This is a genomic window from Duganella sp. CF458 (assembly GCF_900113115.1).
Lineage (GTDB): Bacteria > Pseudomonadota > Gammaproteobacteria > Burkholderiales > Burkholderiaceae_D > Rugamonas.
The window spans coordinates 571,668-585,633 of sequence record NZ_FOOF01000001.1; the positions used below are offsets into that span (position 1 = coordinate 571,668).

Consider the following 13,966-nt stretch of genomic DNA (forward strand, 5'->3'; position numbering starts at 1 on the left):
GCCCCGTGGAGCAGCGCAGCAGCATCGTCTTCCTGGCCGGCATGATCGCCTGCACCACCGCGTCGCAGGTCTTGCTCAAGTACGCCGGCCTGTATGCGGCCGCCCATGCGGGCATGGTGGCCGGGGTGCTGCGCAATCCCTGGCTGGCGGCGGCCATCGCGGCCGCCGGCGGCGGCATCTGCTGCTGGCTGCTGACCTTGCGCCGGCTGCCGCTGGCGCTGGCCTACCCGTGGACGGCCCTGGTCTACGTCTTGACGCCGCTGGCCGGCGCCTGGCTGTTCAGCGAAGTGCTCGACGGGCGCTACGCCCTTGGCATCGGCTGCATCCTGGCCGGCGTGCTGCTGACCAGCCGCGGCGTGTCGTCGCGATGAGCCCGCTGGAACTCGGCCTCTGCCTGGCCTCGGTGCTCAGCGGCAGCGCCTCCCAGCTGTGCATGAAGGCCGCCACCCTGCCCGGCCCGCCGCTGCGGCGCCTGACCCGCCTGGCGGCGGCGGGCTGCCTGCAACTGGCCTCCTTCGGCCTGGTGGTGCTGGCGCTGCGCACCCTGCCGCTGTCGCAGCTGATCCCGTTTGCCGGCGCCGCCTACCTGCTGGTGCCGCTGGCCAGCAGCCGACTGTTCGGCGAACGCCTGCATGCCCGCTTCTGGGCCGGCGCCCTGCTGATCGTGCTCGGCATCGTGTGCACGCAGACCTGAGACGCGCGCCGCCAGCGCCCTATTTGCGGAACACCTGCTGGCCGCCGACCCAGGTTTCCAGCACGCCGATCTTGCCGATGTCTGCGGCCGGCACCTGGAACAGGTCGCGCTCGGTGATGATGAAATCGGCCCACTTGCCCGGCTCCAGCGAACCGATCGACTGCTCCTGGTGCGCCGCCCAGGCCGCGTCCAGCGTGAAGCAGCGCAAGGCTTCGGCCAGCGTCATGGCCTGTTCCTTGTGCCAGCCGCCGCGCGGCACGCCCTGCATGTCCTGGCGCGTCACGGCCGCGTGGATGCCCTGCAGCGGATTGGGCGACTCGATCGGGAAATCGGAACCGCAGGCGATGCGGCTGCCCTGCTGCAGGAAGGTGCGCCAGGCATAGGCGCCCTTGATGCGCTCCGGACCGACGCGCTGCTGCGCCATGTTCTGGTCGGACGTGGCGTGGGTCGGCTGCATCGACGGCACGATGGACAACCGCCTGAAGCGCGGGATATCGCCTGGTTGCACCACCTGCGCGTGTTCGATGCGGTGGCGCCTGGCCGCCAGCGGGTATTGCTTGCCGAGCTGTTCAAAGCTGTCGAGGATCTGCTGGTTGCCGGCATCGCCAATGGCGTGCACATTGACCTGGTAGCCGGCCTGCATGGCCTTTTCCATCTTGGCGTGGATGGCGGCGTCGCTGTTGAACAGCAGGCCGCGCGTGTGCGGCGCGTCGCTGTACGGCTGCACCAGGGCGGCGCCGCGGCTGCCCAGTGCACCGTCCGAGTACAGCTTGACGGCGGCCAGCGCGTAATGGCCATCGGCGTAGCTTGGCAGCGGACCGTTCTTCGACAGCTGCTCGAAATCGGCGCCGACGTCGCCGATCATGGCGTACACGCGGGTCGTCAGCTTGCCCTGGCTGGCATACTCGCGGAACAGGCGGTCGGCGCCGGCGTCGATGCCGGCGTCGTGCACACTGGTCAGGCCGACGCTGGACAGGATGGCCAGGGCGCCATCGAGCATGGCGCGCGCTTCGGCCTCAGTCGGCTTCGGCAATACCTGGTAGACGAATTCCATTGCCGTATCGACCAGGATGCCGGTGGCGTTGCCGTCGGCATCGCGTTCGATCTTGCCGCCCTGCGGGTCCGGCGTGTCCGGCGTGATGCCGGCCGCCTGCAGCGCCTTGCTGTTGACCCACATGGCGTGGCCGTCGATGCGCTCCATGGCGGCCGGGCGGTCGGCCACCACCGCATCGAGTTCGGCCACGGTCGGGAAGCGGCCCAGCTTCCAGATTTCCTGATTCCAGCCCTTGCCGATCACCCACTTGCGCTGCGGGTTGGCCTGGGCGAATTTGGCCACCGCAGCTTGCGCGGCTGGCAGCGACGTCGGGCTGTACAAGTCGGCGCTGGTGGCCACTTCGCCCAGGCCGAACACATGGCCGTGGGCGTCGATCAGGCCGGGCAGCACGGTCTTGCCGTGTACGTCGATGCGCTTGAAACCCTTGGCCTTGGCCGCCACGTCGCGCCTGCTGCCGACGGCCACCAGCTTGCCGCTGTCGTCGAAGGCCAGCGCCTGAAACCGCAGCAGTTGGCCCTTGGCGTTCAGCGTGTAGCCGTTGGCGTTGTCGATCATGGTGCCAGCGGTGGCGGTGGCGGCGGCCAGCGCGACGGCGGCCAGCAGGGTGCGGCGCAAGTGCATGGACAAGTCCTTTCGAATTCAATAGCAAGAATTTTTCACCTGGCAGAGTGTACCCGTTGACACCTTCATTTACACGTGTAATCATTCGCCATCAATTACACACGTAATCAATCATGACAATCCAGATCAGTGAAGCCGAGGCGCAGGTGATGCAAGTGTTGTGGGAGCGCCAGCCGCAAACGGCGGAGGAAGTGTGCGCGGCGCTGGCCGGCCAAGGCTGGCAGGACGCCACCATCAAGACCTTGCTGAACCGCCTGTTGAACAAGGGCGCCATCAGCGCGCAGAAAGAAGGCCGGCGCTACCTGTATGCGCCGGCGCTCGATCGCGAGCACTGGCTGGCCAGCGAAAGCCAGGGCTTCCTCGACCGCATGTTCAACGGCCGCCTGGCGCCGCTGGTGGCGCATTTCAGCCAGCACAAGGCCTTGAGCAAGGCCGACATCGCGGCACTGAAAAAACTGGTCAAGGAGCTCGATGATGACAAGTGAAATTCTGCTGCGCCTGTTGCTGGCCAGTGGCGCGGCGTGCGCGCTGGTCCTGCTGCTGCGCCGCCCGTTGCGCCGCCTGTGCGGGGCCGGTGCGGCCTACCTGCTGTGGGCGGCCGTGCCGGCCAGCATGCTGGCCGCGCTGGCGCCGCGCGGCGGCGCTGACAGCACGCTGGCCGTCTTGCCGCTGCCGGCACCTGTCGCGGCGGCCGCCACGCAGGTCACCCAGACCGCGGCCAGCGCGGTGCGCGGCGGCTGGGACGAGCTGCTGTTGGCCGCCTGGCTGGCCGGGGCCATGGCCATGGCGCTCTGGATGGCCTGGCGCCAGTGGTCGTTCCAGCGCGGGCTGCGGGCCGGCGCATGGCACGGCGGCCCGCTGCTGCTGGGTGTATGGCGCGCCCGCCTGGTGCTGGCGCCCACCTTCCGCCGCGATTACGACCGCGCCGAGCGCCGGCTGGTGCTGGCCCATGAACGCATTCACGCCGAGCGCGGCGACCTGCTGGCCAATGCGGCTTGCGCCTTGCTGCAATGCCTGGCCTGGTGCAATCCCCTGATCCACATTGCAGCGGCACGCTTCCGGCTTGACCAGGAGCTGTCCTGCGACGAAACAGTCCTGCGCCGCCACGGGCAGGCCGGCACCTACGCCAAGGCCATGCTGAAAACCCAGCTGGCGGCGCAGGGCCTTCCCCTGGCTTGCCAATGGCAGGCCGTTCACCCACTGAAGGAGAGAATCATGCAATTGAAGTCGTCCGTGTCCCCTGCCCGCCGCCTGGGCGGCAAGCTGCTGGCAGCCGTGCTGGTGGCGGGCTGCAGCCTGTCGGCAATGGCCGTCCACGCCGCATCTGCGGGACCCAGGCATTACAACGTGTATCTTGAGATGGATGGCAGTCGGCCGCACTTGCTGGTCAAGGAGGGCGAAAAGGGCGGCGTGGCCATCGGCTCGGGCGCGGACCAGTGGCGGGCGGACTTTGTCGTGCTGCCGGCGGGCGGCGCGATCCAGGTCAAGGCCAACGTCAGCCACGGCGGCAAAGATCTCAGCAACTTCACGCTGGAGGTGGCGGATAACGGTACCGGCAGCTTCAAGGTATCCGATGCGGGCAAGGATTTGATCGTCAAGATGCGCGTGAGCGAGGTGCATTAAAACGCAAGATCCGGAGTGTGGCGGGAACCGGCGGCTGGTCCAATGTGGTTTTCCCTGCTGGAGTTCCGCCATGCTGACGCTTTACGATTACCTGCCTTCCCAGAACGCTTATAAAGTCCGCTTGCTGCTGTCGCATCTTGGCCTGCCTTATCGCACCGAGATGGTGGCCATATTTGAAGGCGACGGGCAGCAACCTTCTTACCTTGCGGTCAATCCCACCGGTGCGGTGCCGGCCTTGCGGCTCGACGACGGGCGCGTGCTGGCCGAGTCGAATGCCATCCTGACCTTCCTGGCTTCGGGCACGCGGTATTTGCCTGCCGAACCTTTTGCGGCGGCCAAGGTGCAACAGTGGATGTCGTTTGAGCAGGACTATGTGCTGAATATCGCTTCGCTGCGGTATTGGACCATGACGGGCAAGCTGGCACGCCGGCCGGCGGCGCTGGTCGACCTGCGGCGCGCGGGCGGCCTGCGCGCGCTGCAGATCCTGGAGCGCGAACTGGCGGCGCGGCTGTTCATCGCTGGCGACGCTTACACCATCGCGGATATTTCCTTGTTTGCCTATATCCATCGGGCAGACGAGGCGGGTTTGCCGTTGCGCGAATTCCCCCACGTTTGCGCGTGGATAGCGCGCGTGCGGGCACAGCCGGGATTCCTCGCGGAACATCATCCGTATGCCATCGATCCACATTCCTCCGGAGAACTGCCTTGAGCAGCATTCGGGCAGGGGGTTCGCTGTGGGGGCCTCACAGAAACCCTCTGAAAGTTGCTCTGAAATTCTCTGAAATGCTCTGAAATGCCCTGAAACGCTTAGTCGTCTGGGAGTACGTCGGTGCGCCGCTCCATCTTGCCATGGCGGCGCGCCGAGGCCTTCTCGATCAGGGCTAGCGCATTGCGCAGGCTTTGTGCCATGACCGCTGGTGAGGCCATAGAATCGTGCGCGCGGAACTCCGGCTGTGGTCCTGGGTAGGGTCCGCGCAGCGCTTCATTCCGGATGAACCCTGCGTTCTTCCAATAACGCTGCCCTGGAAGACGCAACGATAAGACTTCCCATGCGTTACGTGCGGTACCGGCCACCTCGGCTGCGAACTGGTTGGGCGTCGTTCGCTGCCCGCGGTAGACGACCGAATCGCCAACCACCTGCGCAAACGCGTTGATGCCGCGATAGCTCATCTTAAGCTCAGTGCCTTCCGGTAGGAACAAGCGCTTCCACTGGTAACCTCGCACTTCAGCTTCCTGCGCCTCACCCCGTGCGACGCAAAGCCATGATGAAAGGGCGGCCTCAACGACCTCAGCCGGATCACGCTCGTCGCCGAATTCCTGCAGATAATTCGCCAACTCAAGAAACAAAGCACTCGAAATCTGTACTGACACAAGTTTGCGGCTCATGATGACCTCCGTTGTTTGCATCAAGCTTGGACATGCCAGCCACACCAAAGTTCAGAGGTTTTCAGAGCGTTTCAGAGAATTTCAGAGCAACTTTCAGAGGGTTTGTGTAGCCCCGCCGAAGCAAAACCCCTCACCCACCGCGCCCTTATTCTGCGTCGTGGAAAATGATGCCCAGCGTATGGCGGTGGCCGGCGCGCAAGCGGCTGACGCCGTGGCGCATCGTGACGCGGTAAGTGCCGCGCGTGCCCGCCACCGGCCGATGGAAAACCGGAAAGATCACGCAATCGCCCTGCAGCAAGGGCACCACTTCCACGCGCGACTGCATGCGCGGGCGCTGCTCGGTGAGCACGAACTCACCGCCCTCGAAATCGCTGCCCGGTTGCGACAACAGGAAAGCCGCCTGCAAGGGAAACACATGCTCGCCATACAGATCCTGGTGCAGGCAGTTATAGTCGCCCACGCCGTACTGCAGCAGCAGCGGCGTCGGCCGCGCCTGTCCGGCCGCATGGCAGCGCGCGATAAAGTCCGCGTGCTGCGGCGGGAAGCGCGGCTCCAGTCCCATTGCCGCGTACCAGCGATTGGCGATCGAGGCCAGCGGCGGATACATCGACCCGCGCAGTTGCGCGACCAAGTCGGGCAAGGGATAGCGATAGTACTGGTACTCCCCTTTGCCAAAGCCATGGCGCTGCATGACGACCCGGCTGCGAAAGCGTTCCGGCTGGCGGTAGCCGGCGGCCAGCCCGGCGCATTCGGCGGGCGACAACACGCCCCGCACCAGCGCACAGCCGAATTCATCCAGGTCGGCAGCAACGCGCGGCCAATCGAACGCAACGCGCGCACCCGCCCCTGCCGCCGCCAGCGGCGGCGCGAACAGCGCGCCCATCATGCCGCCGCCTCGGTGACCGCCTCCGCCTCGCGTTCCAGCAAGGCCGCCTTACGCTCCACGCCCCAGCGATAGCCGGAAATCGAACCATCATTGCGCACCACCCGATGGCAAGGAATCGCCACCGCGATCGCATTGGCCGCGCAGGCGCCAGCCACCGCCCGCGCGCCCTTGGGCGCGCCCACCCGCTGCGCCAGTTCGGCATAGCTGACCGTCGCGCCAGCCGGGATCTCGCGCAAGGCTTGCCACACGCGCTGCTGGAAGGCGGTGCCGCGCACATCGAGCGGCAACTCCAGCCCGATCTGCGGCGCCTCGACAAAGGCAATCACGCGCGCCACCACCTGCTCGTAATCGGCCTCGGCGCCGCGCAATTCGGCCTGCGGGAAGCGGTCCTGCAGGTCGTGCGCCAGGGCTTGCGGATCGTCGCCCAGCAGGATGCAGCAAATCCCGCGCGCGGTGCTGGCCACCAGGATCGCCCCCAGCGAGCACTGGGCGATGGCAAAGCGGATCACCGCCCCGCGCCCGCCCGCGCGCCAGGCCGACGGCGTCATGCCCAGCGCGCCCGGGGTGGCGGCATAAAAGCGGCCGCTGGAATTGAAGCCGGCCGCGTAAATCGCATCGGTCACGCTGGCCTGGTCGGCCAGGCCCTGCTGCATGCGCCGCGCGCGCGCGGCCGCCGCATAGGCTTTCGGCGTCAGCCCGGTCTGGGCCTTGAACACGCGGTGGAAGTGGAAGCGGCTCATGCCGCCGGCGGCCGCCAGCGCGTCCAGGTCGGGCGCCACCTCGGCGGCATCGATCAGGCGGCACACCTCGGCCACCATGGCCGCATGGCGCTCGGCCAGCGGCGGCTGGTCCGGCTTGCAGCGCTTGCAGGGGCGAAAGCCGGCCGCCGCGGCTGCCGCGATGGAGGGATGGAAGGCCACGTTCTCGCGCAAGGCCGGCCGCGCGCCGCAGGAGGGGCGGCAAAACACGCCGGTGCTGCGCACGGAATAATAGAACTGGCCATCGGCCGCGCTGTCGCGCGCCTGCACGGCGGCCCAGCGCTCGTTGTCGGTCAGGAAACGGGAAATCGGCTTCATCGGGTTCATTGCAAGCTCCAGTCGCTAGTATGCCACCATGGTAGGGCGCGGTCCGGGCGGGGGCACTCCGCCGCTTGCTATTGAATTCCCGAATGCTACAATCGGCGCACATAAGCGCCGCACATAAGCGCCGCATTTCTTGCCCAGTGCACAAGCCCGGAGCCCGGTTTGGAAGAACTACCACAACACGACACCCCCATCTTTCAACGCATCAAGGACTTCCTGCTGGCGCAGATTGCCGCCGGCGCCTGGCAGGAAGGCCAGGTGATCCCCTCCGAGCAAGCCCTGGTCAAGCAATTCGGCGTCTCGCGCATGACCGTCAACCGCGCCGTGCGCGAATTGACCGCGGCAGGCGTGCTGACCCGCCGCCAGGGCGCCGGCACCTATGTCGCGCCGCAAAAAGTCCAGGCCACCCTGCTGGAAATCAAGAGCATTGCCGACGAAGTGCGGGCGCGCGGCCACGCCCACCGCAGCAGCTTGCAGCTGCTCGAGCGCGGCAAGGCATCCGACCTGCTGGGCAAGGCGTTCGACTTGCCGTCCGGCCAAGAACTGTATCATTCAGTCATCGTGCACTTCGAGAACGGGGTGCCGATCCAGGTGGAGGACCGCTGGGTCAACCCGCTGTGCGCGCCAGACTACATGGCGCAGGACTTCACCCACAGCACGCCCAACGAATACCTGGTGCGGGCGGCGCCGCTGCAGGCGGCCACTTACAGCATAGAAGCCCTGGTGCCGCCGCGCGAGATCGCCGAGATGCTGGCCATGGACGCGCGCCAGCCCTGCCTGGTGCTGAAGCGCCAGACCCAGTCGGCCGGGCGCATCGCCTCGCTGGCCACCATGTGGCATCCGGGCCATCGCTACCAATTTGGCGGCAGCGTCCCCGCCTGAGCAATGCTATAGTTGACCGCACGCCAGCGCCCCCGCGCTGGCCGGAAAGGGATGCCTTGTCGCCACCGAGCCAGAACGCCGCCCCGCCTGTTGCCGCCGGCCTGCCGCGCCGCGCGCGCCGGCGCGCGCGCGCCCTGGTCCTGGCCCTGACCGCGCTGGCCCTGCTGCCCGGCCTGGCCCTGCTGCCCAGCGCGGACGCCGCCGAAGCCGTCACCGTCCAGCTCAAATGGCGCCACCAGTTTGCCTTTGCCGGCTATTACGCGGCCCAGGCCAAGGGCTATTACCGCGACGCCGGGCTGGAGGTGACGCTGCGCGAAGCCCAGCCCGGGCAAGACACCCTGCAAGCGGTGCTCGATGGCAGCGCCCAGTACGGGGTCGGCAATGCCTCCTTGCTGCTGCGGCGCGCGGCCGGCGCCCCGGTGGTGCTGCTCGCTTCCGTGTTCCAGCATTCGGCCTCGGTGCTGGCGGTGCGCCTGGACGACGCCGGCCGGCGCCGGCCCTGGCCCGCCACCCGTCTCGCGCTCGGCCCTGACACCGAGGAATTGCGGGTCTACCTGCTGCAGGCCAAGGTGCCGCTGGCGCAAGTGCCGCTGCTGCCGGCCAACCGCGGCACGGAAGACTTGCTGGCCGGCCGCGTCGATGCCATCTCGGCCTACCTCAGTTCGGCGCCCTATGCGCTCGAGCGCGCCGGCCTGCGCTACGAACTGCTGCAGCCGCGCAGCGCCGGCATCGATTTTTACGGCGACAACCTGTACACCACCGAGAGCGAACTGCGCGAGCACCCGGCGCGCGCGCGCGCGCTGCGCGCGGCCACCCTGCAAGGCTGGCGCTATGCGCTGGCGCATCCCAACGAGATCGTCGACCTGATCCGCGCCCGCTACCCCGACCGCAAGCCGCGCGAAGAGCTGCTGTGGGAAGCGGCCCAGATCGCGCCGCTGCTGGAGCAGCACCTGATCGAACTCGGCTACAGCAACCCGCAGCGCTGGCAGGGCATTGCCGACAGCTATGCCGCGGCCGGCCTGCTGCCGGCCGGCTTCACGCTGGACGGCTTCCTGTACCACGACAGCCCGGCCACCCCGGCCTGGCATTATGCGCTGGGCGTGGCGCTGGCCCTGCTGGCCGGCGCCGCCCTGTGGCGCCTGCTGCGCGTGTCGCGCGCCCTGCGCGGCGCCGAAGTGCGGGTCGACGACGCCGAGCGCCTGGCCAGCTTCGCGCTGGAAGGCGCCGGCGAAGGCTCGTGGGACTGGCAGCCGCAGCGCCCGGCGCTGCACCTGTCGCCGCGCTACTGCGCCATCCTGGGCTACGCGCCGGGCGAATTGCGCCCGGCCAATGTCGCGCAGTGGCTGCAACTGGTGCACCCGAACGACCGCGCCCGCATCGCCGCCGAGATTGCCGCGCTGGACCAGCCGGAAGTGGGGCGCACCCCGTTCACCATGGAATTCCGCATGGCCTGCCGCGACGGCAGCTGGACCTGGGTACTGGGGCGCGGCATGGTGCTGGCGCGCGACGCCGGCGGCCGCCCGCTGCGCATCTCCGGCACCCTGGGCGACATCTCCGACCGCAGCGCGGCCGAGCTGGCGCGCATGGCCGCCATGCTGGACGCCCTGCCCGGCGCCCTGTTGGTGGCCGAGCGCGGCGGGCGCGTGCGCCAGGCCAACGACGCGGCCGAGCTGGTGTTTGCCGCCGCCGGCGGCCAGCTGGCCGGCGCCTCGATGGAGCTGTTGATCCCGGACGTGATGCGCGACACCCCGGGCCGCCCGCGCGAACTGTTCGCCCGCCCGCGCATGCCGGGCCGGGTGCTGACCGCGCGCCGCCTGGACGGCAGCCACTTCCCGGCCATGGTGCACCTGGCGCCGATCCAGCTGGGCGGCCAGGGCCTGGTGGTGGTGTCGCTGCGCGACATGACCCAGCGCCAGCGCGCCGAGGAAGCGCTGCAAGCCTCGTCCGAACGCTACCGCCTGATCGTGCAGACCGCGGCCGAGGGCATCTGGATGTGCGACGCCGCCGACCTCACCAGCTTCGTCAACCCGACCATGGCGCGCATGCTCGGCTACGAGGTGGAACACATGCTGGGGCGGCCGATGGCCGACTTCATGGACCCCGACTGCCCGGCCCTGCACGCCGTGCGCCGCGCCGGCGCGGCCGGCGCCAGCGCGGCCGAGCCGACCGAAGGACGCTTCTACCGCCAGGACGGCTCCTCGCTGTGGGCGCTGCTCGCGAGCACCACCGTGCATGCCGACAACGGCAGCTATGCCGGCACGCTCAGCATGGTGACCGACATCAGCGACCGCCGCCTGGCCGAACTGGCGCTGCGCCACTCCAACCAGCGCCTGGCCTCGGTGTTCAACGCCGTCACCAACGGCCTGCTGGTGTTTGACGCGGCCGGCAATATCGTCGAATGCAACGCCGCCGCCAGCCGCATGCTGGGGCGCGCCGCCGCGCGCGGCGCCGGCCAGTGGGACGGCGTGCACGAGGACGGGCGCCGTTTTTGCGCGCCCGAGCACCCGGTGGCGCAGGCCTTGCACAGCGGCCAGGCGGTGCGCGACGTGGTGATGGGGGTGCCGGCCGGCGCCGGCGCCGCTGCCGCCACCTGCTGGCTGTCGGTCAACGTCGAACCGCTGCGCGACGAGCACGGCCCGGGCAGCATGCTGGTGGCCAGCCTGACCGACATCACCTACCGCAAGCGCAGCGAAGACGCGCTGCGCCAGGGCGAGCAGCGGCTGCAGGAAATCATCCAGATGATGCCGATCGGCCTGTTCATCAAGGACAAGGACAGCCGCATGCTGCTGATGAACCGCGCCTGCGAGCAGCAGTTCGGCTACACCTTCGACGAATTGAACAACGGCGACTACAGCGTGTTCCACGCGCCGGAGGAAGCGGCCGCCTTCCGCGCGCGCGACCTGGAAGCGTTTGCCGGGCGCGCCCTGATCGACTTCGAGGAAACCATCTGGAACCCGGCCCTGGGCCAGGCGCGCCAGCTGCGCACCTTCAAGAAGCCGGTGTACGACGCGCACGGCGCGCCGGCCTACCTGATCGGCATGGCTATCGACATCTCCGACAGCAAGGCCACCGAGCGCGCCCTGCGCGAACTCAATGAACACCTGGAAGAACGGGTGGCGCAGCGCACCGCGCAGCTGGAGGAGGCGCGCCAGCAGGCCGAGGAAGCGTCCGCCGCCAAAGGCCAGTTCCTGGCCAAGATGAGCCACGAAATCCGCACCCCGATGAACGGCGTGATCGGCATGGCCTACCTGGCGCTGAAGACCGAGCTGGCACCGCGCCAGCGCGACTACCTGGAAAAGATCCGCTTCGCCGGCGAGCACCTGCTGCGCATCATCGACGACATCCTCGACATCTCGAAGATCGAAGCGGGCAAGCTGGAAATCGAAGAGGTCGACTTCGCGCTGGCGCACGTGCTGCAGACCCTGACCACGGTGCTGGCGCCGAAGGCGGCCAGCCGCGGCCTGCGCCTGGCGTTCGAGCTCGACCCGGCGCTGCCGCCGGTGCTGCGCGGCGACCCGCTGCGCCTGGGCCAGGTGCTGATCAACTACGTCAACAACGCGATCAAGTTCTCCGAGCAGGGCAGCATCGAAGTCAGCGTGCAGCAGCTGCTGGCCGACGAGCGCGCCTGCCTGCTGCGCTTTGCCGTGCGCGACCACGGCATCGGCCTCAGCGAGGCCGAGCAGGGCCAGTTGTTCCAGGCCTTCCAGCAAGCCGATACGGCCATCACGCGCGAATACGGCGGCACCGGCCTGGGCCTGGCGATCTGCAAACAGCTGGCCCAGCTGATGGGCGGCGAAGTGGGCGTGCACAGCGCCCCCGGCGCCGGCGCCACCTTCTGGTTCACCGCCCGCCTGGGCGTGTCGCCGCGCGGCCTGCCCGAGGTGATCAACGACGTCAACGCCGCGGCCGCCGCCCTGCTGGACAGCGCACGCAGCACGGCCGCCATGCAGGCGCTGAAGGATGCGCGCATCCTGCTGGTCGAAGACAACACCTTCAACCAGCAAATCGCGCTGGAAATGCTGGAAGAAGCCGGCTCCTCGGTATGCCTGGCCAACAACGGCGCCGAAGCGCTCGACCTGCTGCACCAGGCCGCCTTCGACTGCGTGCTGATGGACGTGCAGATGCCGCTGATGGACGGGCTGGAAGCGACGCGCCGCATCCGCGCCGACCCGGCCCTGGCCGCCACCCGCGTGCTGGCCATGACCGCCACCGCCACCCAGGACGACCGCGCACGCTGCCTGCAGGCCGGCATGGACGACTTCATCGCCAAGCCGATCCAGCCGGCCCTGATGTACCAGAAGATCGCCAGCTGGCTGCCGGCGCGCGCGGCCGACGGCGCCGCCAGCGGCGCCCTGCCGCGCGGCGCCGGCCGCGCCGCCTGGCGCCCCACCCTGGCCGGCGACCCGGCCATCATCGACTTGTCGGTACTGGCCCAATTGCTGGGCTACCAGCCGCACAAGATCCGCAAGTTCGCCTTCAAGTTCCTGCAAACCACCGAAGCCGGCCTGGCCGACATGGAAGCCGCGCTGGCCGCCGGCGAGCTGCAGAAACTGCGCGAGCTGGGCCACCGCATCAAGAGCAGCGCGCGGGCGGTCGGCGCGCTCGGCATGGCCGAGCTGTGCGCGCAACTGGAACAACTGGCGCCCGAGGCCGATGCCGCGGCCGCGCGCGCCGTGCTCGAGCGCCTGTGGCCGCTGCTGCAGGCGGTGAGCGAGCACATCATGACCAACACCACCTTTGCCGACGATGACTGACACCCCCACCACCCCGCTGCGCATCTTGCTGGTCGACGACGACCCGTTCATGCTGAGCATGCTGGCCGACATGCTCGAAGAGCTCGGCCAGCTCACCGTGCGCAGCGAAAGCGACGCCCGCCAAGCCCTGCTGGTGCTGCCGCACTACCGCCCCGACCTGCTGGTGTGCGACCTGTCGATGCCCGAGATGGACGGCATCGAATTCCTGCGCAAGGCCGCCGACAGCCACTTCGGCGGCGCGGTGGCCCTCTTGTCGGGCATGGACGCCGGCATCCGCCAGGCCGCCGAAACGCTGGCGCGCGCCCACGGCCTGGCCCTGCTGGGCACCCTGGCCAAGCCCGCCAGCCCCGCCGCCCTGGCCGAGCTGCTGACCCAAGCCGCCGCCCACCGTGCAGGATGAAAGTCGGGGTCAGCTCTGGCAACCGGACATTCGCGCAGCGAAATGTCCGGTTGCCAGAGCTGACCCCGACTTTCGCCTTTCAAGCAGCGTACACCGGCGGGCAAAATCGGTTATTATTTGGGCCATTCCCGCCCTGATTCCCGCTTGCCTTCCCAGTATTGAATTAGCGCAGTTCGTCGCCAGATGGGCGATAACAGCAAGGGATCTGCCCGGGCGAACACTCAACTAAGGAAAAACATGAGCGATCTGATCAAACACATTACCGATGCCTCCTTCGACGCCGACGTGCTGAAGGCCGACCGCCCTGTGCTGGTCGACTTCTGGGCCGAGTGGTGCGGTCCTTGCAAGAGCATCGCGCCGATCCTGGAAGAAGTGGCCAAGGAATACGACGGCAAGCTGACCATCGCCAAGCTGGACGTGGACAGCAACCAGGCCGTGCCAGGCAAGTTCGGCATCCGCGGCATCCCGACCCTGATCCTGTTCAAAAACGGCGTGCCGGCGGCACAAAAAGTCGGCGCGATGGCAAAAGGTCAACTGACCTCTTTCATCGACAGCAATATTTGATGTAAGATAGGCGGTGCTGC

Annotated in this window: 13 protein-coding genes; 9 read left to right on the top strand and 4 right to left on the bottom strand. The window is 68.2% G+C overall.

Annotated elements, in window-relative coordinates; genetic code table 11:
• Positions 1 to 5 precede the first annotated feature (5 nt).
• Complete coding sequence (locus BM269_RS02575) at positions 6 to 371, top strand: DMT family transporter (protein ID WP_090435452.1); 366 nt, start codon at positions 6 to 8, stop codon at positions 369 to 371.
• Positions 368 to 694, top strand: coding sequence for an EamA family transporter (locus tag BM269_RS02580; protein ID WP_090435453.1), 327 nt, complete (start codon positions 368 to 370; stop codon positions 692 to 694). The genes BM269_RS02575 and BM269_RS02580 overlap by 4 nt, the downstream gene beginning before the upstream one ends.
• 19 nt (positions 695 to 713) lie before the next feature.
• Here BM269_RS02580 and BM269_RS02585 read toward each other — a convergent pair whose 3' ends face one another.
• A complete protein-coding gene (locus tag BM269_RS02585; RefSeq protein ID WP_090435454.1) occupies positions 714 to 2,369 on the bottom strand; it encodes an amidohydrolase in 1,656 nt (551 codons plus the stop codon).
• A gap of 113 nt (positions 2,370 to 2,482) precedes the next feature.
• On the opposite strand from BM269_RS02585, the gene BM269_RS02590 reads away from it, so the two are divergent.
• The 3 genes from BM269_RS02590 (at position 2,483) to BM269_RS02600 (ending at position 4,701) form a co-directional block, all read left to right on the top strand.
• Complete coding sequence (locus BM269_RS02590) at positions 2,483 to 2,854, top strand: BlaI/MecI/CopY family transcriptional regulator (RefSeq protein ID WP_090435455.1); 372 nt, start codon at positions 2,483 to 2,485, stop codon at positions 2,852 to 2,854.
• On the top strand, positions 2,841 to 3,992 hold the full coding sequence (locus BM269_RS02595; RefSeq protein WP_090435456.1) for a M56 family metallopeptidase: 1,152 nt from the start codon (positions 2,841 to 2,843) through the stop codon (positions 3,990 to 3,992). The genes BM269_RS02590 and BM269_RS02595 overlap by 14 nt, the downstream gene beginning before the upstream one ends.
• 70 nt (positions 3,993 to 4,062) lie before the next feature.
• Positions 4,063 to 4,701 carry a glutathione S-transferase family protein gene (locus BM269_RS02600; RefSeq protein ID WP_090435457.1) on the top strand — a complete coding sequence of 213 codons (639 nt, stop codon included), beginning with the start codon at positions 4,063 to 4,065 and terminating at the stop codon, positions 4,699 to 4,701.
• A gap of 98 nt (positions 4,702 to 4,799) precedes the next feature.
• Here BM269_RS02600 and BM269_RS02605 read toward each other — a convergent pair whose 3' ends face one another.
• From BM269_RS02605 to ada, 3 genes are all read right to left on the bottom strand, one after another.
• Positions 4,800 to 5,378: a hypothetical protein gene (locus tag BM269_RS02605; protein ID WP_139232648.1), complete on the bottom strand. Its 579-nt coding sequence runs from the start codon at positions 5,376 to 5,378 to the stop codon at positions 4,800 to 4,802.
• 145 nt (positions 5,379 to 5,523) lie between these two features.
• The gene (locus BM269_RS02610) at positions 5,524 to 6,264 is read right to left on the bottom strand and encodes a 2OG-Fe(II) oxygenase (RefSeq protein WP_090435459.1); all 741 of its coding nucleotides are present in this window, start codon (positions 6,262 to 6,264) and stop codon (positions 5,524 to 5,526) included.
• Complete coding sequence (ada, locus tag BM269_RS02615; protein ID WP_090435460.1) at positions 6,261 to 7,349, bottom strand: bifunctional DNA-binding transcriptional regulator/O6-methylguanine-DNA methyltransferase Ada; 1,089 nt, start codon at positions 7,347 to 7,349, stop codon at positions 6,261 to 6,263. Before ada ends, BM269_RS02610 begins: the two co-directional genes overlap by 4 nt.
• 159 nt (positions 7,350 to 7,508) lie before the next feature.
• Between ada and hutC the strand changes: the two genes are divergently transcribed.
• The 4 genes from hutC to trxA all read left to right on the top strand — a co-directional run bounded on the left by hutC (position 7,509) and on the right by trxA (position 13,946).
• Entirely contained in the window at positions 7,509 to 8,228 is a 720-nt protein-coding gene (gene hutC / locus BM269_RS02620; protein ID WP_090435588.1) for a histidine utilization transcriptional repressor HutC, read from the top strand.
• Positions 8,229 to 8,284: 56 nt separating this feature from the next.
• Positions 8,285 to 12,982, top strand: coding sequence for a PAS domain S-box protein (locus BM269_RS02625; protein WP_139232649.1), 4,698 nt, complete (start codon positions 8,285 to 8,287; stop codon positions 12,980 to 12,982).
• Complete coding sequence (locus BM269_RS02630) at positions 12,975 to 13,382, top strand: response regulator (protein ID WP_090435462.1); 408 nt, start codon at positions 12,975 to 12,977, stop codon at positions 13,380 to 13,382. Before BM269_RS02625 ends, BM269_RS02630 begins: the two co-directional genes overlap by 8 nt.
• Positions 13,383 to 13,619: 237 nt before the next feature.
• Positions 13,620 to 13,946 carry a thioredoxin TrxA gene (trxA, locus tag BM269_RS02635; RefSeq protein WP_090435463.1) on the top strand — a complete coding sequence of 109 codons (327 nt, stop codon included), beginning with the start codon at positions 13,620 to 13,622 and terminating at the stop codon, positions 13,944 to 13,946.
• The last annotated feature ends 20 nt before the right edge of the window (positions 13,947 to 13,966 follow it).

Coding starts and splice junctions, on each gene's coding strand:
- BM269_RS02610 (WP_090435459.1), bottom strand. CDS start 6,264: ATGATGGGCGCGCTGTTCGCGCCGCCGCTGGCGGCGGCAGGGGCGGGT.
- trxA (WP_090435463.1), top strand. CDS start 13,620: ATGAGCGATCTGATCAAACACATTACCGATGCCTCCTTCGACGCCGAC.
- BM269_RS02590 (WP_090435455.1), top strand. CDS start 2,483: ATGACAATCCAGATCAGTGAAGCCGAGGCGCAGGTGATGCAAGTGTTG.
- ada (WP_090435460.1), bottom strand. CDS start 7,349: ATGAACCCGATGAAGCCGATTTCCCGTTTCCTGACCGACAACGAGCGC.
- BM269_RS02600 (WP_090435457.1), top strand. CDS start 4,063: ATGCTGACGCTTTACGATTACCTGCCTTCCCAGAACGCTTATAAAGTC.
- BM269_RS02630 (WP_090435462.1), top strand. CDS start 12,975: ATGACTGACACCCCCACCACCCCGCTGCGCATCTTGCTGGTCGACGAC.
- BM269_RS02580 (WP_090435453.1), top strand. CDS start 368: ATGAGCCCGCTGGAACTCGGCCTCTGCCTGGCCTCGGTGCTCAGCGGC.
- BM269_RS02585 (WP_090435454.1), bottom strand. CDS start 2,369: ATGCACTTGCGCCGCACCCTGCTGGCCGCCGTCGCGCTGGCCGCCGCC.
- BM269_RS02605 (WP_139232648.1), bottom strand. CDS start 5,378: ATGAGCCGCAAACTTGTGTCAGTACAGATTTCGAGTGCTTTGTTTCTT.
- BM269_RS02595 (WP_090435456.1), top strand. CDS start 2,841: ATGATGACAAGTGAAATTCTGCTGCGCCTGTTGCTGGCCAGTGGCGCG.